The sequence below is a fragment of the Bacillus sp. ISL-34 genome (genome assembly GCF_018613325.1).
Lineage (GTDB): Bacteria > Bacillota > Bacilli > Bacillales > DSM-1321 > Peribacillus.
This window is the reverse complement of record NZ_JAGGQJ010000018.1, coordinates 67,685-86,173: the sequence shown is the minus strand read 5'-3', so window position 1 is coordinate 86,173 and position 18,489 is coordinate 67,685. Positions and strand designations below refer to the sequence as shown.

General features: G+C 42.2%; 14 protein-coding genes and 1 pseudogene. 5 read left to right on the top strand and 10 right to left on the bottom strand.

The window, feature by feature from the left end:
• Window positions 1–207: 207 nt before the first annotated feature.
• Both J7E52_RS13930 and J7E52_RS13925 read left to right on the top strand, forming a co-directional pair.
• Window positions 208–1,059 (top strand): GRP family sugar transporter, encoded by an 852-nt coding sequence (locus J7E52_RS13930; protein ID WP_214747387.1) that lies wholly within the window; start codon window positions 208–210, stop codon window positions 1,057–1,059.
• 18 nt (window positions 1,060–1,077) lie between these two features.
• Entirely contained in the window at window positions 1,078–1,863 is a 786-nt protein-coding gene (locus J7E52_RS13925; RefSeq protein ID WP_214747596.1) for a glucose-1-dehydrogenase, read from the top strand.
• 574 nt (window positions 1,864–2,437) lie between these two features.
• Here J7E52_RS13925 and J7E52_RS13920 read toward each other — a convergent pair.
• From J7E52_RS13920 to J7E52_RS13910, 3 genes are all read right to left on the bottom strand, one after another.
• On the bottom strand, window positions 2,438–3,931 hold the full coding sequence (locus tag J7E52_RS13920) for a peptide MFS transporter (RefSeq protein WP_214747384.1): 1,494 nt from the start codon (window positions 3,929–3,931) through the stop codon (window positions 2,438–2,440).
• A gap of 650 nt (window positions 3,932–4,581) precedes the next feature.
• Window positions 4,582–5,451, bottom strand: coding sequence for an anti-sigma-V factor RsiV (gene rsiV / locus J7E52_RS13915; RefSeq protein ID WP_214747381.1), 870 nt, complete (start codon window positions 5,449–5,451; stop codon window positions 4,582–4,584).
• Window positions 5,436–5,951 carry an RNA polymerase sigma factor SigV gene (locus tag J7E52_RS13910; protein ID WP_214747378.1) on the bottom strand — a complete coding sequence of 172 codons (516 nt, stop codon included), beginning with the start codon at window positions 5,949–5,951 and terminating at the stop codon, window positions 5,436–5,438. Before J7E52_RS13910 ends, rsiV begins: the two co-directional genes overlap by 16 nt.
• A 185-nt stretch (window positions 5,952–6,136) precedes the next feature.
• Here J7E52_RS13910 and J7E52_RS13905 point away from each other — a divergent pair, with 185 nt between their 5' ends.
• Window positions 6,137–7,543 carry a polysaccharide deacetylase family protein gene (locus tag J7E52_RS13905; protein ID WP_214747374.1) on the top strand — a complete coding sequence of 469 codons (1,407 nt, stop codon included), beginning with the start codon at window positions 6,137–6,139 and terminating at the stop codon, window positions 7,541–7,543.
• A 101-nt stretch (window positions 7,544–7,644) separates the two neighbouring features.
• Here the strand turns inward: J7E52_RS13905 and J7E52_RS13900 are convergent, their stop codons facing one another.
• Window positions 7,645–8,364, bottom strand: a complete 720-nt coding sequence (locus J7E52_RS13900) for a YebC/PmpR family DNA-binding transcriptional regulator (protein ID WP_053536610.1) — start codon at window positions 8,362–8,364, stop codon at window positions 7,645–7,647.
• Between the two features lie 260 nt (window positions 8,365–8,624).
• Between J7E52_RS13900 and J7E52_RS13895 the strand changes: the two genes are divergently transcribed.
• Window positions 8,625–9,350 (top strand): DUF4261 domain-containing protein, encoded by a 726-nt coding sequence (locus J7E52_RS13895; RefSeq protein ID WP_214747371.1) that lies wholly within the window; start codon window positions 8,625–8,627, stop codon window positions 9,348–9,350.
• Between the two features lie 267 nt (window positions 9,351–9,617).
• Here J7E52_RS13895 and eutC read toward each other — a convergent pair.
• From eutC to J7E52_RS13865, 6 genes and pseudogenes are all read right to left on the bottom strand, one after another.
• A pseudogene (eutC, locus tag J7E52_RS13890) lies at window positions 9,618–10,343 on the bottom strand (ethanolamine ammonia-lyase subunit EutC); the annotation flags it as partial.
• Between the two features lie 32 nt (window positions 10,344–10,375).
• On the bottom strand, window positions 10,376–11,740 hold the full coding sequence (locus tag J7E52_RS13885; RefSeq protein WP_214747365.1) for an ethanolamine ammonia-lyase subunit EutB: 1,365 nt from the start codon (window positions 11,738–11,740) through the stop codon (window positions 10,376–10,378).
• Between the two features lie 18 nt (window positions 11,741–11,758).
• Window positions 11,759–13,165, bottom strand: coding sequence for an ethanolamine ammonia-lyase reactivating factor EutA (locus J7E52_RS13880; RefSeq protein ID WP_214747363.1), 1,407 nt, complete (start codon window positions 13,163–13,165; stop codon window positions 11,759–11,761).
• Window positions 13,166–13,183: 18 nt separating this feature from the next.
• The gene (gene eutH, locus J7E52_RS13875; RefSeq protein ID WP_214747361.1) at window positions 13,184–14,455 is read right to left on the bottom strand and encodes an ethanolamine utilization protein EutH; all 1,272 of its coding nucleotides are present in this window, start codon (window positions 14,453–14,455) and stop codon (window positions 13,184–13,186) included.
• 144 nt (window positions 14,456–14,599) lie between these two features.
• Window positions 14,600–15,184, bottom strand: coding sequence for an ANTAR domain-containing response regulator (locus J7E52_RS13870; RefSeq protein WP_214747359.1), 585 nt, complete (start codon window positions 15,182–15,184; stop codon window positions 14,600–14,602).
• A 9-nt stretch (window positions 15,185–15,193) separates the two neighbouring features.
• Complete coding sequence (locus J7E52_RS13865; protein ID WP_214747357.1) at window positions 15,194–16,570, bottom strand: sensor histidine kinase; 1,377 nt, start codon at window positions 16,568–16,570, stop codon at window positions 15,194–15,196.
• A 420-nt stretch (window positions 16,571–16,990) separates the two neighbouring features.
• On the opposite strand from J7E52_RS13865, the gene J7E52_RS13860 reads away from it, so the two are divergent.
• On the top strand, window positions 16,991–18,442 hold the full coding sequence (locus J7E52_RS13860) for a YfcC family protein (RefSeq protein WP_286197753.1): 1,452 nt from the start codon (window positions 16,991–16,993) through the stop codon (window positions 18,440–18,442).
• The last annotated feature ends 47 nt before the right edge of the window (window positions 18,443–18,489 follow it).

Sequence of the window (18,489 nt, the reverse complement as noted above, 5' to 3'; positions counted from 1 at the left end):
TCTCCTAACTATTTTTAAATTAAAAGTACCATAAACCCCTTATTATTTCATTGTTTCCACCCTGCAAAATAAAATGACAAAATGGTAAATTAAAACCATGTTTTCTTTCCCGTGTAAAGGGAAAACTCTAAATACATTCAATAGCTTACTAACTAACTATTTTATATTCAATAAAACATTGTTTTTTAGTTTAGGAGATGAAATTTTGTGGAAGGTTTTTTCTTTGCGCTACTCCCTGCATTGACATGGGGCAGCTTAGTGCTTGTTTCCGAAAAACTCGGAGGCAACTCTTATAATCAAACGCTTGGCATTACAATCGGTTCATTACTGTTCGCCATCATGATGTCTTTCATCAATCCGCCGGAATGGAGCAGTCTAGTATGGGTTGTCGGCATCATTTCCGGGATAGGCTGGGCATTCGGGCAATTATTTCAATTCAATAGCGTCAAGGAAATCGGAGTATCGAAAACCGTTCCCATCTCAACAGGACTGCAAATTCTCGGAAATACATTTTTTGCGGTTATCATTTTCAGGGAATGGAATGACAAGATTACAATCATCATCGGCATTGTTGCAATAATCTGTTTGATTACAGGTGTCTTGCTGACGAGCTACGGCGATGGTGATAACAAAAAAGCAGGAAGCATGAAAAAAGGGATTTTTTATCTAGCCATTTCAACGGTGGGTTATGTTACATATGTCATTGTTGTCAGATGGAATGAAGTTGACGGATGGTCGGCGATCCTGCCGCAAGCTATTGGCATGTTCCTAGCTGCCCTGCTCCTTTCCATCAAACATAAACCGTTTAATAAATATGCCGTAAGAAATATTCTAACAGGAATGATGTGGGCAGTCGGTAATATCGGCCTCCTGCTCGCTAATCCAAAAGTGGGCGTTGCCATCGCATTCTCACTTTCCCAAATGGGGATCGTCATTTCCACTTTAGGCGGAATCTTTCTTTTAGGCGAGAAAAAATCCAAAAAGCAAATGGCCTTCGTCATCATCGGGTGTGTACTCGTAATTGCTGGCGGAATCATGATCGGCTTTACAAAAGAATAGGCAAAGGAGCGATAAATGATGTATGAAGATTTAGAGAAAAAAGTGGTTGTGATCACCGGGGCGGCAAAAGGGTTAGGAAAAGCCATGGCCGAAAGATTCGGTAAAGAAAAAGCACATGTCGTATTAAATTATCACACTGAAAATGGCAGCCATAAGGAAATCATCAAAACGATTGAAGATGCAGGCGGGAAGGCCGCAGCCATTCAAGGTGACGTTTCAAAGGAGGCGGATGTGAAGAAATTGCTTTCATTCGCTGTGGACACCTTTGGTACAATCGACATCATGATCAATAATGCTGGTATTGAAAATGAAGTGCCCAGCGAAAAATTGACTCTTGATGATTGGCAGAAAGTCATCGATGTAAATCTAACCGGGATGTTCCTGGCAAGCAGGGAAGCAATCAGTTATATGCTCGATCATGGTATTAAGGGTAATATCATTAACATGTCTTCCGTTCATGACCGGATACCTTGGCCTCATTTTGTTCACTATGCAGCAAGTAAGGGCGGAGTGAAAATGATGACAGAAACCCTTGCACTTGAATATGCTCCTAAAGGGATTCGCATTAATAATATTTCACCTGGTGCAATCGATACACCCATCAATGCTGAAAAATTCAATGACCCAAAAGCTAAACAAGAAGTCATCGACCTGATACCGATGGGATACATCGGAAAACCGGAGCAAATTGCCGCTTGTGCCGCTTGGCTAGCTTCCGCCGAATCAAGCTACGTAACGGGAATGACCTTATATGCTGATGGCGGAATGACCAAATATCCAGGATTTCAAGCTGGAAAAGGCTGAACTTAACTAATGAAAATAACTACTCCATTGAACTGCACCCCAATTGTTGGACAACATCTAACAATTGGGGTGCAGTTTTTTTGACTAAATATACGATGATGAAAAATGGGTAACAGACGTCATGGAATTACATCCCCGGGGCGAAACTAGAATTATCTGCCATCTTGAACCGTTAAATCGGGAAATCATAACCTTTAATATCGATTCTCGGCCTGTTTATCCGCTCGTTTCTGATTTGCTGAAAAATGCCTTTGACCACTAGGAATCGAAAAATTCACCTATTCTTCATTCAGACAGTGCTGGCAATACCAGTTGAAACAATACTCTCATGATTTGAAAAGACATAACTGGTCTTACTGACCATTAACGCAATTACATCCCCTTAAGGATTGCACAGATATCGGGCCCATTCCCAAGATCATTTTGTTTTTTGTCAGTGTTCACTGTGGATCATATTAAAAAGAAGTTAAAATAAAAATTGTCAAGCACCCATTCAAGAAGTTGCAAGGGCACGAAACAAAAAAGATGACCCCGTTAAATCTAAGGTCATCTTTCTTTTAATGCTGGCTAAGTGTTAGCGAATGCCTTTCATGTAACCTTGAATCTTTGGTGATAAGACCATCAGGACCAGTCCAAGGACCATTGAAGCAACACCGATCACTCCAAAATAAGCCATTTCGGTTTGAGGTGTGTAGAATCTGACGATTTGTGCGTTCAGTGCTTGTGCTGCTGCACTTGCCAGGAACCACAGGCTCATCGTTTGTGCCGAGAATGCGGCCGGAGCCAATTTTGTAGTTGCTGAAAGTCCAACAGGAGATAAACAAAGTTCTCCAAGCACTACAAGGAAATAGCTAAGTACAAGCCAAAGCGGATTGACTAATGCGTCGGATCCACCGAAATAAACAGGAAGCAGGATCACCAGGAATGATAAACCGGCGAACAGCAAACCGATTGAGAATTTTTGAGGAATGGTCGGCTGACGCTTTCCTAGTTTAATCCATAACCATGCGAATACTGGTGCAAGGGTAATGATGAACAAAGGATTTAATGATTGGAACCATGCCGGGTTTATTTCGATACCAGCAAAATTCAACTGTGTCCGTTTGTCTGCATAGCTTGCCAATATTGTTGCACCTTGCTCTTGAATCGCCCAGAACATGACAGCCGCTATGAACAAAGGAATATAGGCAATCAAGCGTGAACGTTCAACAGAAGTTGTTTTAGGACTGCGATACATGAAAATGAAATAAAGGGTCGGAATAACGATTCCTAGGATACCTACTAGATTAATAAAGGTTTCAATCGTTAAGATGCCTGCAGAAGCTGTGACGCCAATGATGGCAGCTATGATCAGTGCGGCTATCCCCAATTTAGTGAATACTTTTTTCTTTTCATTCTGTGATAATGGGTTAGCAGGAAGAGTTCCAGCGAGGCCCAGATTCTTTTTCTTTGTTGTAACAAAGACGATGAGTCCAATTAACATACCAATTGCCGCAAGTCCAAAACCAAGATGGAAGCTGTAGTCCATTCCGACTGTACCGACAACAAACGGTGAAAGGAATGCACCCATGTTGATACCCATATAGAATATGCTGAAACCGGAATCCCGGCGTTCGTCATTTTCCGCGTAAATTTCACCGACAATGCTTGAAACATTCGGTTTTAATAAACCAGTTCCCAGAACAATGAGTACCATGGAAACAAAGAACATGGAGAGACTGCCTGGTACAGCAAGGACAATATGCCCGAGCATGATCAAGATACCGCCGTAAAATACCGCTTTTGAAGTCCCGAAAATCCTATCGGCGAGCCATCCGCCAATTATACCTGACATATATACTAAAGATCCGTAAATGGATACAAGGGCAAGGGCTGTGGGTTCATCAAGACCTAGTCCCCCTTTAGAAACTTCATAATACATATAGTAAACAAGAATGGCCTTCATGCCATAATAAGAGAAACGCTCCCAGAACTCAGTAAAGAAAAGGGTGAATAATCCTTTAGGGTTTCCGAAAAAACCTTTTTGAGGTACACTATCCACAATTTTCTGTTTATTTATCGTTGCCATACCTAGCCCTCCTTTTATTATTGTATAATAACTTTTATTTTCTCTATTGTAAATAAATATTTAGTATATTTAAATAATTAATTTCAAAATAATTAATATTGGGTTTCCACCATATAAGCAAAAATTCGGATTTCATAGTAAAAAACACTCCATATAGTCTAATAGGAAGCGGCCACCAATGATATATTACCCTAACTTCACCAATGGTATTACGTTTCATATCACTTTGGTTGCCATGCAAATATAATGATAATCGGAAAAATAGAGAGAATCATTTTGAAAAAAACAACTTCAACCATTATATACACCGTATAATGGATATAAAAAAATGAGGTGGTACATAATGCTCTAGATCATAACCGTCGTGATGATTTTTTCCATCCCAATAATCGCCATACTGACAACCCATTTCGAAAAACAGTCAAAAAACAAACACAATATGCTACTAGTTGAATTGGAACTTGAAAAGCTTAAACATGAAAACTATCTGATGGAGACGGAAAAAATGAGGCTTGAACTGGATCAGATGAAATTCGAACAAAAAAGAGACGAGCCAAGGTTACTGTAATCAAGTAACGTTGATTCGTCTTTTTGTATTGTGCCGTTTTAAAAACCACCCGCCCGTCATAAGAATTACCAATAAGGTCGTTTTAATGGATATATTGATCGCCCACAAGAAGATCTGACAGCACCTTTGTCGGGATGATGAACTCGACGGGCCCCATATATCCCGGCGCCGCTTCATAGCTGTTAAAGGCGATGACTAGCTTGCCATCTTCGTTTATATAAAAGTTTTGGTTTTCATCGATACCTTTAAATGCAGTAAGGTCATCATCTTCGACCCAGTATATCTTTTCCGGATCTTCTACCATCTGCCGCTTCATCTGTTCCTTGATGTTCTCGCTGATCACCTGAAGATAACGATCATCTTTAAATAAACTATTTAACGTTAATAGCACTTCGTTTTTCTTGTCGACTGTATCGAATTGACTTTCCGTGGAACTGGAAGCAGAAATCGTATCCGTATAACGCTGTACCGATAATATCGTTTCATTATCCGTCAATATCACATATCCGCTTTCTACCGAGATATTGCCCTTTTCCCCTTCCTTCAGTTTTGCCATGGAGTCCGTGAATTCTTTATAAAGCTGCTTGCTTTCCGCTAAATATTTATCATTCAAGCTATTTTCGAGCTGTTTATTCTCCAGACCGGATATGGCAGGTGTTTTGATTACTGCGGAGGAATTATTCGCTTCTTCTTTCCATTCAACGAAGGTAATCACTTTGATGACCTTATCGACTATCGGAATATCACTCATGGCTTTCGCCGCTGCCGGACTGATGTTTACGGAAGCTGTCACAATCAGAAGCGCCGCAGCTGCTGACACGAGGATATTCCTGCCAACCCTTGGCTTCTTCCTGGGCTTTTCATTCAGGGCTGCTTGAACGACATCATTCAATTCCTTTGGTATCGGTGTTTTAAGATATTCTTCCCGCAGATCTTTTAATTTTTTTTCCATCTTTTCGTTTCCTCCCGTTCAGTCATGTTGATCCGCAATAGTTGCAGCGCTTTATATAATCTCGTTTTTATCGTGCTTACGTTCTCTTCCAACACTTCCGCTATCTCATCAAACTTCAAATCCTCAAAGAAACGGAGAACGACTACCGTTTTGTACTTGACCGAAAGACCTTCAAGGGCCTTTTGCAAATCCAGGTCAGGATAGTGATCTTCCTCACCGCTGCGTAAGTATTCTATTGTTTCGTCATCGGCGAAGGTCAGCTTCTTTTTCTTTCGCAAAACATCCAGTGCCGTCCTGACGATGATCTTATATAACCAACTATCTATAGAAGCAGCATCTTTGATTTTGCTGCTGGAGGCTAGAGCTTTCCTGATCGATTCCTGCACGATATCAAGGGCATCCTCTTGATTTTTGACATAGTAAAAAGCAAGTCTGTACAAATTTTCTTGCCGTTCGGTTATCCGGGCCGCGATTACTTGATTCATATCTAGATTTTTCATTGCATGATAGAGCTCCTAACATTTAAATTACGTATCCTAGGTACATAGAATAGACGTTGATGCAGCTATAAAAGTTTGAAAATGAACAAGGAAATATATAAATATAAAAAAATGAAATTTTTTACAAACTTTTAAGGCTTTTGGCGCGTCTATATAGTAGAATGATTATCGAGGTGGAGTGCATCATGAGGAAATTAAATTATAAAAAAGTCTTTATTTTTCTATTTTGTCTTACAGCTGCTGTGGGAACGATGGGGTTAGCCATCAAAAGCCTTGCTTTTGATAAGAAGAGAACCGTTTCGGCCTATACACCTGATAAAAATTACCCAGAAGCTGATATTCAAACGTATGTGAAAGATAATACGAAAGGCGGATATTCAGCCAGCAGGCCCGTTCTGCATTTGGAAAATATCGACAAGCAGCTAGAAGCCTACATAAAGAAAGAAATTAAGGATTATGAAAAGAAATGGAAAGCATCCGACGGAAAAGCTTCCGAGCTTAACCTCACCTATACGATCCTCCATTTCAGCAAACAGACGATTACGATTTCCTTCGATAAATATGAGCAAGTGGAAGGAAAGAAACAGTCTGGTTCCCAGATCTTCACTTATGATATTCCATCTCAGCAAAAGCTCTCTATAGAAGACATCTTTGCCACGGATACTGATTATTTATCCGTTTTATCCGATATCGTTTTTGAAGAGTTAACGGAGAAGGAAGAAGAAGGCATTTCAAACAGTCTCATTAAAAAGGAAAACAAACTGAAGGCAGCCAACTTCAATTCTTTTTCAGTCTTGAAAAATACGCTTGTATTCTACGTCAAGACTGATGATTCAACCAAGACCCATACAATAGCCATCAAGAAGGAACTTTTTAAAGATAGTTTGCTAGATTCATATCAAAGTCAAGATTTGAATGAGGATCGTGTAAAGGAATGGCAGCCGAAACATATCGTCGCCAAACTGCCTGTGCAAAATGAATGGATCGACCCTTCAAAAAAGGTCATTGCCTTGACGTTCGATGACGGGCCGCATCCAAGTCATACCATGTCCATACTTGAAGACCTGAACAAGTATGATGGACACGCGACGTTTTTCGTGCTTGGAAGCCGCGTACAGCACTATCCGGAAGTTCTGCAAAAAATGCTGCAGCAAGGAAATGAGATTGGCAACCATTCATGGGATCATCCGCAGCTGACGCGCTTAAGCAAGAGCAAAATCAAAAGTCAAATCGAAAAGACCCAAGACGCAGTAGAAAAAGCTACAGGTGATGAGCCAAATCTCGTCCGTCCCCCATATGGAGCGATTAACAATAATGTGCGTGAATACATGGAGGATATGAAAGTCACACTTTGGGATGTCGATCCCGAAGATTGGAAAGAACGTAATGAAAAGAAAATCGTAAACAAAGTGATGAGCAAAGCCAGAGATGGCAGTATCATTTTAATGCATGATATCTATCAAACTAGCGCCCAGGCTGCAGGAAAGATCATCAAACAACTGCATGACCAAGGCTATCAACTGGTCACCATTTCGGAATTGGAAAAGGTAAAGAAAGACCGTGAAATTTCCGGAATCACCATAAATGAATAATCCAAAGGAAAGAGCCTGTTTTGTGATCCGTAAACAGGCTCTTTTGCATTCAAATAAAATAAGCAGACCTTTGATCATATAGCAAAGGTCTGCTCGTTTTTTCATTCACCAAGATCTACATTATGATAAACTTGTTGAACATCTTCCAAATCTTCCAATGCATCAATCATCTTTTCGAATTGTGCTTGTGCGTCTTCTGGAAGGGTTAGGTCATTTTGGGCAAGCATCGTCAGCTCCGCCACTGTAAAATCGCTGATCCCTGCATCCTTGAATGCTTGTTGTACAGCATGGAATTGTTCAGGTTCAGCATAAACGATGACACTTTCTTCTTCTTCAATGATGTCACGTACATCAACATCCGCTTCCATTAACAGTTCAAGAACATCATCAGCCGTTTTACCTTCAATCCCGATGACAGCCGTTGCATCGAACATATAAGCAACAGATCCGCTGACACCCATATTCCCGCCATTTTTCCCAAATGCGGCACGTACATCGGATGCCGTCCGGTTCACGTTGTTTGTCAATGCATCCACGATGACCATCGATCCATTTGGACCGAATCCTTCATAACGAAGTTCGTCATAGTTTTCTTCAGAACCGCCTTTGGCTTTTTCAATCGCACGGTCAATGATCGCTCTTGGGACATTGTACGTTTTCGCACGCTCAAGTACGACCCTTAATGCCTGATTGGATTCCGGATCTGGTTCGCCTTGTTTTGCCACCACATATATTTCCCGTCCGAACTTAGCATAAATCCGACTAGTATTAGCATCTTTTGACGCTTTTTTTTCTTTAATGTTATTCCACTTACGACCCATTATATTCCACTCTCTTTCATCATTGATATATACGAATAGATTATTAAGATACGGCCCTATGAGAAAACCAACCAGGGGAATTCCTATGAAGATAGGCTATACGTTTACTAGATTATATTATACATCAATTGTATAATTTTGAAAAAGTCCTGCACATCCCTCACTGGCATTTATCGGAGCTTGGCACTATTTTTTATGAATTACTATGGAAAACATCAGCAGTGGTATAGTATGAAGTGATGTGAAAGGAGAGATGATCCATGAAGGACAACCAAATCATCATCGGGATACCCGGTAAATGGAAGGACCGGACAGAATTGATTCAAACGGTCGCTTCCCAAAGCGAAGGGTATCTGTTAGCCGGGAATGTTTTTCATAACAGTGATGAAAACATTACTTTTCAGGCGGAGATCCATGATTATGAACCCACTTTAAAAGAGAGCTTTTCTTACGCCAGTAAAGACGCCTTTTCAGCGAGAGCATTAGAGGAAATCAATGACCATACCTTTACCGTTTATATAATAGCCGATGTGTCCGATACCGGAACTGTTATCGAGTTGATCGATGCCGGGGCAGCGATCCTAAGGGCAGGCGGAATGGCAGTGAAGATAGAAACGTCTGGAATTGCCCATTCAAAGGAAGCTTGGCTGCATCTTCATCATAGCCCTGATATTCTCTCGGTATATGCCCATTTTGTCACGATCATCGGAGAGGAAGACTATTATTGTTCATTCGGAATGAAAGCTTTTGGTCTTCCGGATGCCGTGACACTTAACACAATGAGTCCGAAAGAGGCGGCTGCTCTGCTTAACACATTTAATTATTACCATGTAGGTGAACGGCCTCTCTTTAAGAATGGCGAAACCTTTAGCATTCAACAAGATGCACCCGACTTTATATTGACGGGCCTTCAGGACTTTAGATATGAAGAAGGCCATCCCTTCTATAACCCGTTTGGATTGTGGAATTTAGGGACAAGTAAATAAGGAGCGACCCTGCTCCCAAGAATGTAGACAAATTCGAATGTAGCGAGTTTGCCTGCAGTTTTTTATTTAAAAAACATTAAGGATAATCTGGTCTTGTATTAAAATCATGGTACGGGATGAGACCGTTCAGGAACGCCCGCGGAAAGCGAGTGCCTGGAGAGGAAATCAACGACCTAGTCTTAATCATAGTCCGTAATGGGACCATCCCGAACCCCCTTTTTGCCGACAAACTAAAGAGGAGCGATTCGCTCCTCCATTTTTATTTTTTCAACCGAGTTTTTCACGATTTTCTTCTTCATGTTCTTTCTTCACGAGGGACATGCCGCTCGCTTGGTATTTGAGGATCTTTTGAATGACCGTGCCAAGATGTGCCCCAGCTTCAACTGGGGGAATCCCTCCTTTATGGATGTTGGAAATGACCATCCTTTCTGCTTCAATCATGCCCAAACGTGGTTTATAGCAAATATAAGCACTCAATGATTCAGCACTGACTAGACCAGGCCGTTCACCGATCAGCAGGACAATGACCTCAGGTCCAAGGATTTCACCGATATCATCCATCACGGCAACCCTGCCCTTTTCAATATAAAAAGGTGTACCTGTATCAAGACCTGCCACCACCAAAGATTGTTTGAAAGATAAATAGACGTCCTCCACATTTTCTTCGATCGCCTTGGCACTTAAGCCATCGGAAATGATGATTTGAACCGTTGGGGCCTTTATGCATTTGGCTTCTATCACCCGCTTAGCTTCATCCGAAAGCCTCCTGCCATAATCCGGACGCCGTAAATAGACTTCCTTATCATCGGCCTTCGTTTTCACCTTGAATAACTCCAAGCGTTTCAAAAGAATATCACTGACTTCACCATATACAGCATCGACGGCCGCCGCATGGTCAAAACGGAATTTCAGCCAAGAATCCGTTTTCGGCCGGGTCCCTGACCTGCCTACCCCTATCCGCGCAGGGGTTTTCGCTATCAAGGCATCCAAATCTTCCTTTTTATTCATTCCCATATCATCCACTCCTAATGGTTAAATATAGTCGGATCACCGGCACGCTTCGTTAATTTTCCATTCTCCATAATCCCCATCTTCTCCAGCCAAGCTTCATATAACGGGGCAGGCCGCTTATCCATCGTTTGCCTCAAAGTCGCTATATCGTGGTAACTCAAAGACTGATAGTTTAACATGCAGTCATCCCCCATCGGAGTTGCGATGATGAAATTCACCCCAGCGGCCGTTAAAAGTACACCCAAGTCCTCGATATCATTTTGATCCGCCTTCATATGATTCGTATAGCAAATATCCACACCCATCGGCAGTCCATGCATTTTTCCCATGAAATGATCTTCTAGCCCGGCGCGGATGACCTGCTTGCTGTTATATAGATATTCAGGTCCGATGAATCCGACGACCGTATTGACAATGTACGGATCAAAATAGCGGGCAAATCCATAGTTCCTGGCTTCAAGCGTCACCTGATCGATTCCGAAATGCGCTTCAGCCGATAACTCGGAGCCTTGCCCCGTTTCAAAATAAAGATGCTGCGGGCCTGTGCCGGTCCCATAGGCCTTCACGACCTCTTTAGCTTCTTCGAGCAATTGAACGTTAATTCCAAAAGAACGATTGGCCGTTTCCGTTCCGGCGATGCTTTGAAAGATCATATCAGCAGGCGCACCCTGCTGTACGGCCTTAATTTGCGTGGTCACATGTGCAAGCACACAATTTTGGGTCGGGATGTTCCATTTCTGGATGACATCCTGTGTCGCATGAAGCAGCCGCTTTACGCTTTCGACTGAATCATCGACAGGGTTGATTCCAATGAGTGCATCCCCGATTCCATAGGAGAGGCCTTCTTTTAATGAAGCCAGCATGCCTTCCACATTGTCAGTCGGGTGGTTAGGCTGAAGACGCGAGGCAAGCGTTCCTTTGTATCCGATCGTGCTATTATTCTTGGTGAGCACTTCGATTTTATTGGCTGCATGGATAAGGTCGAGGTTCGACATTAACTTGGCTGCCGCAGCAATCATTTCACTATTCAATCCCCTGCTTAATCGCATTAAATCCTCACCGGTCGTTTCGTCACTCAAAATATATTCACGCAGCTCGGCAACGCTCCAATTCTTCACAGATTGATAGATGGTTCCATTGACGAGACCATCTATGATCCGCGACACCTCATCCTCTTCCGGGGAGAGCAGGGGGTTGTTCCTAATGTCCGCCAAGGTCAATTCACTAAGCACCGCTTTTGCCGCAATCCGTTCTTGAACCGAATCCGCTGCAATTCCCGCAAGCCTATCTCCTGATTTTTCTTCATTCGCTTTTGCCAGGACTTCTTTCAATGATTTGAATTGATGGATTCCCCCAAAGTATTGAGTGGATAATTTCATCGTATAATCCTCCTTTTCCTAACTGTGAAAGGTTAGCGTTTTTACTACAACCGGAACGACCCCTGTCCGCAGCAGCCTTCCTATATCCAAATAATCACCATGTTCCACTTCTGTCTGATCAATGCAGATGACCGGCAAATCCGGTTGATTCACTAGAATGGTTTGACCAAGTGCCTTCCCATAATCACGATCCATGACAATGATCAGAGGCTGCTGCCGATTAGGTTTTTGCATCAAAGCCTCGGTAAAAGCGACTGCGAGCTGTTGAATGTCCCGAAATGATTGATAAGGTAAATTCGTTAAATAAAACGCAAAATTCAAGCCCTCCTGCAGGGGATCGTATATCGTGATCGCATCCTGAACAGCTTGTGCCATTCTTGCGGTTACATCATCAAGCACGCCATGAAAATCGACCCGATAGACCGGGATATTACGAACGGGCAGATGGGAATCATTCACTTCAATAGTAGCTCCGCTGATTTCAGTTGTATGTGCGCCTGCTCCAAGGACAGTAGCGCGAACCGTTTCAACGGGTTGTTCCCACTCCCATGCAGCCAATTCTTCATTTTCCTTAATGGAGGCGGCAAGCATCATGCCGATATCCTGGAAGGTTTTGTCTTCCCGTTCTTCATGATAGATGCAATCACTGACACCACCCGAGAACATCAACACATCGATTCGTCCTGTCCAAGATGGCTCCTTCCCCACTAATAGAAGTTCATCTTCTTTTGTGAATGAACCAGCCAAAAACCTCGAAAGCACCTTCGCCATTTCATTTGCGATGATTGCCCCATCACCATTCAAAGGAGAGAACCCCTTTGATTTCAGCCATTTCCCTATTGAAGGAGCAACCTTCACTTTCGTTCCCTCCCACTCCACCAAGCGGCCTCCTATATGCAGTGTGCAAGTTCCGCAAAGCATGCCAGAACGGTATACGGCGATATTCGCCGTTCCCCCGCCAATGTCTATGTTCGCCACAGTCTGTCGTGTCTTAATGGAATGTTGATAGGCGCCGGATCCCTTGGCGGCAATGATTCCCTCCAAATCCGGACCGGCTGCCGCTACAAGGAATTCCCCCGCCGCTTTAGATAACCGGTATACCATTTCTTCTGCATTTTGTTTGGTTGCCGTTTCCCCCGTGATGATGACAGCCCCTGTTTGTATGTTTTCGATCGTGATCCCGGCTTGATGGTATTCACTTTCCACCATTCTTTGTACAGCAGGTATATCAATTACCGTCTCGGATAAAAGCGGGGTCCTGAAAATGGGACTTCGATACAGAATTTCCTTATCGGTAATTTCGATTTTTGGCACCTGCCCGCCACCCGCCACATTCCTAAGCGAAAGCTCGCTGATAACAAGTTTCGTCGTACTGGTGCCAATATCAATTCCTGCACTGATGATTCGTTCCACCTGTTCATTCATTAAAATCACACCCCAGTTTTACACCACTTGGATTTCATTGCTGTTTTCTTCCTCGTTTTTCGTTTTATATTCATTTACGCCGATAACTCCTGCTGCACGATCCTTTTCCTCCAATTCCAAAGCTTTCGGAACGGACAGCCAGTAAGCAAGACCGATTCCAATCGCTCCGGCAGATAGCTTACCGACAATGATCGGCAATATTAAGGAGGGCTGAAAGTTGGCTGTGAACGATAAATGATCGCCTAATAGGAAGGCCGCACACACAGCAAAGGAAATGTTTATGACCTTATCCTTCGGCGGCATATCTTTAACCAGTTTGAACATCGCTAATATATTGGCTACCGTTGCTAATATCCCTGCACTCCCCGCTTTGCTCAACCCGATTTTGCCGCCCATCGCTTCAAGCGGCTTGCCTGCATATTTTTGAATCAGGTAAATCATTGGAAAAGCACCCGCCAGCATTATCCCGATATAGCCGGCCGTTTCGAGGGCACGAAATTGGTCTGCCTTATCGGCCATGATCGGATGGAACCCCCAAGCACCAAATACATTGGAAAACAGTCCGGTGAAAATTTCCACGATCGAAAAGACGAGTACAAGTTTAATTGCTGCATCCAATATTTTCCCAAACCACATGAAACCTTTAATCATCAAATCCGGCAGAAAATAAAGACCCAATGCGAGCAATACCACAAAAATAAGAAGTGGGGAAAGATTCAGGGCAATTTTCAAATAGCTTAACGCGAATTCGTATGTAGAATCCGCATTCGTGGAAATCACTTCGCGGATTTTCGAATTCGTTGCCACCACCAGCACACTTGAGATAAAAGCGCCAATCGGAATCGTCAGGATTCCTGACATGACACCAAGTGCCATGTATTTATGATCACGCTTCTCCAGCATCGCAAGCCCCATTGGAATCGAGAATACAATCGTTGCCCCAGACATAAAGCCGACAATCATCGCCATGATCCAGCCTTCATATGATTCCTGCAGCTCGGCCGCTAATTGGTAGCCCCCCATATCCGTTGCCAAAATCGTTGTTGCGGCAAGGGCGGGATCTGCACCGATCGCAGCAAAGACCGGGCCGCATACTGTATCGATGAACCATGATAAATAAGGGATCGAGGCCATGATTCCAGCTGCCGGGATGAATATATGGCCAACGGTATGCAAACCTTCCATGAATTGTTTGCCCAAGCCTCGTTCACTGTCTTTAATCGATGCAATAGCACCGACAACGGCACACACCATAATGATATAAATAACGAATTTACCTACCATCTCCATACATATTCCCCCTGAATTCCGATTTGATTTGGCCTATCGACTTTAAAAAAGGGTATAAAAAAGACGCCTCTTATAGCCCAAACTTAGGTTTTTCGGCAGAACTGCCTGCCTACAACCAATTTGGTCCATCAAAGCGCCATTGCTTCATCTATTTACTTGTTTTTGATCATTTGCAATGATTAGACGTGCCACCGTCTCCATGGAAAGCTGCTTATCCATACTTAGCCTTCTCAGCTTATTGTAGGCGATTTCCTCTGTTACATTCTTCCTTTTCATGATGATTCCTTTTGCTCTTTCAATGACTTTACGATTTGTGAGCGTTTCATCCAATTGAGCATTTCGTTCCTGATACTTCTTTGTATTGGCTGCTTGCAGCAAAGCTATCTCCACTGCCGGAATCAAATTCGCCTCCGTAATTGGCTTTACAAGATATCCTACGATATTCGCGCGTTTCGCCTCGTCGATATATTCACGCTGGCTGAATGCGGTTAAAAGCAGGACTGGAATCTTAAAGGTATTGGATATCACATCGCTAGCCTTGAGCCCATTCATTTTAGGCATTTTGATATCCATCAAAACAAGATCCGGCTGTAGTGCATGTGCCAATTCAATTGCCTTCTCGCCGTTACGGGCATGTCCAACCACATCAAAGCCTGCATCCTTGAGCATGATCGTTATATCAAGCAGAAGTATCGATTCATCCTCCACGACCAAAATCCTCTTGACCACTTCTTCCACCTACCTCATGTATGGAAATCTTACAGAAGCCAGGGTACCTTCCTTAATCCGATGAATCGAAAACTCCCCATTCAAATCATTTTTCACCGTCATGCGGATGATATCCAGCCCCAAGGAAGGTTTCAAAGCCTGAGAATATCCGATGCCATCATCTTTTACTTGAATTTCCAATTCAGGACCATCCTTATGAAAGCATACGGTAATCTTCCCTCCCGACCCTTCCTTGAAAGCATGCTTCACACAATTATGAATGAGCTCATTCACCACCAGCGCGACAGAAATGCCAATGTCTGAATCAATGGAATGAAACTCAGCTCCACTATATTCAATGCTTAGGCTTTGACGGGCATGATCCTCCGTATAAACAATCATATCGCCTATCTTCCTAATAAGCTCCAGCAAATCCACATGGTCGACCTGACTGCTTGCCAAAATGATTTCATAAACCGAGGATATGCTTAACACCCGGTTCAAACTGACCAACAAATGGGGCTTGCTTTCTTCAGACGCCCCCATCCTCATTTGCAGACGAAGTAAACTGGCGACTGTCTGCAAATTATTCTTAACCCTATGATGAATTTCACGAATGGCTACTGACTTGCTAATCAGCTCTCTCTCTTTATCCCGCAGTTCAGTCAGGTCCCGGATGATGATGAACGTTTCATTGGAATTCTTGCTGCCCAAATGGAATTTCTTTATTTGGAAAATCTTTTTACCCATGTTCATTTCCTTCATCAAAATGTCCTCTTTTGAAGCAAGAACATCGTCAAAGCCAGGAAAATAATTGAAAATGGATTCACCTAAGACACAGTCCGTCAAACATATTTCCGATACTAGATTAATCGCAGCCGGATTCGTATAGACAAGTCGGTTCTGGTTATTAATCAGGAAAATGGACTCCTCGATAAATTCTGGAACCAAGGAATTTTGTTGATCTTGCCTCTCAAACTGATTTGAAGTTTCAGGTTCTTCATGAATCACCTTTTCCATGATCAAAACGGCGATGATCCGATTGAATTCCCCCTTGACTGGAACGACACTTTGCTGGACCATTGCTCCCTCTTGAGTCAATGCCCGATTCACGAACATGTCCTTTCCGGTGCGCAATACATAAAATACTGCCGGTTCAAAAGCCTCATAGGCAAACTTTCCGACAACTGGGTGATCATAAACCGATTCCACGGAATGTCCGCATGCCTCTGCCACGACAATGGCATGCTTCCCTTCACGCACCGGACAATCGATAAACACATTCGCTTTATTCAAATTGGCTATCAACGATAAATTCATTGATAGGTTTTCAAGAATTTGAATATCACTGTCCAGTAAATGAGTATGCATCTCACATAATTCTCGGACAGTCATTGTCCGTTCCATAGGCAAAACCCCAATAAACGTTTATTCATGGATATTATTATTGATTATTATAGATATCGACCCCATTTTTGTCAATATTCAAAATATTCTAATGTAATGTATTCTAACATTAAATCGCGATATTTAAATAGTATTCCCCTATAAAAATTCATCCCTAATTAAGTCCTTTTATCTAATTTGCATTTCTATTCAACGTAATATTTTTCCACCACTTATAATTTTCGAATTATTCATATCATCTAATTTATCAAATTAATTTTAGTGATTATGAACAATGACAAACCATAATCATTAAATTAATATGTAATAAATAGATACATATGATGTCATTTAATATGACGCAAGTATCTGATTATGGATTTTTTTATCCATAATACCTGGAAGTACAGGTTAACAAATAAAGATGATGGGGGAAAAATAATGGCATTAGAAAATGATTCGAAAAAAATTGTCGGTATTGATGAAGTGACTAAATTCAATAAAAAGAAGTTTAATATGCCACATATTTATGTCATATTATTCGTATTTATCTTACTTGCAGCAATCGCAACTTATTTCGTTCCTGCTGGTGTTTATGAGCGAATTCCAGGCCCTGAGGATCGATTGACGATTGATCCAAATTCCTATCGACTCGTTGAGCAAACACCTATTACTCCAGTAGACTTCATGACAGCTATACCAAAAGGCTTGGTAGCTGCAGGAGAGATTGTTTTTTTCACTTTCATCATCGGAGGAATATTTTCTGTACTTCGAAAAACAGGACTTATTGAAATGGGAGTAAATAGATTAGCAAGGCGATTTTCAACAAAAAGTATGATGTTAATTCCTATCCTCACAGTAGTATTCGCCATGATTTGCAGTTTGATTGGAACACAGGAATTAAGTTTAGTGTATGTACCTGTCATCCTCCCCTTAATGATTGCCTTAGGATTTGATTCTATGGTTGCCGTCTCTGTAGCATTAGTCGCAACTACCGCTGGATTCATGACAGGCTTTCTTAACCCCATTAACACTGGGTTAGGTCAAAAAATAGCAGGTCTTCCCATATATTCCGGTATCGAGCTAAGGATTATCGCTTTTATCATTTTTGTTTCTGCAGGGACGGCTTACATTATGCGTTATGCTAAAAAAGTTAAGAATAACCCAAAGTGTAGTTTTGTATTTGATGAGGATCAAACCAAACGGATGCTATACTTAAATAAATCTGGATCTGAAATATATAAGGTGAATAAAAAACAGAAAATTGCATTAATTTTAATGGTCTGTTTCTTGTTTCTACTCGTATATGGCGTTTTAGCAAAAGGTTGGTTTATGTTGGAAATGGCAGGGCTCTTCATTATCATGGGAATCGTTGTCGGTTTAGTTGCCGGTTTAAACCTAACGGAAATTTGCGAAGGATTTAATGACGGATTTCGAGAAGTCTTGGTCGGTGCCATGATTGTGGGTGTCGCAAGAGCTGTCGCTGTTGTTATGGAGGATGGTCAAGTAATGGACACGATCGTTCATAGTCTCGGTAATCTTGTCGGCGACTTCCCCGCTGTATTTAGCGCCCTTGGCATGTTTATTGTACAAATGTTATGTAGCCTTTTAATCCCCTCCGGCAGCGGTCAGGCTTTAGTCACCATGCCCATCATGGCTCCATTGGCCGACATAATCGGCGTTACAAGACAAACAGCCGTGTTAGCTTATCAGTTGGCAGATGGAATCGGAAATATATTATATCCTACATCCGGATATTTCATGGCCACCCTTGCCTTAGCAGGAGTCGCCTGGCAAAAATGGGTTCGCTTTTACCTGCCCTTGTTTTTTATCTGGTTCCTCCTATCGGGCACTTTCTTGATCATCGCTCAAACAATTCACTGGAATGGTTAATTTCAAACTAAAGATATTACAAAATACTAAAGCAACGTTGGATTATT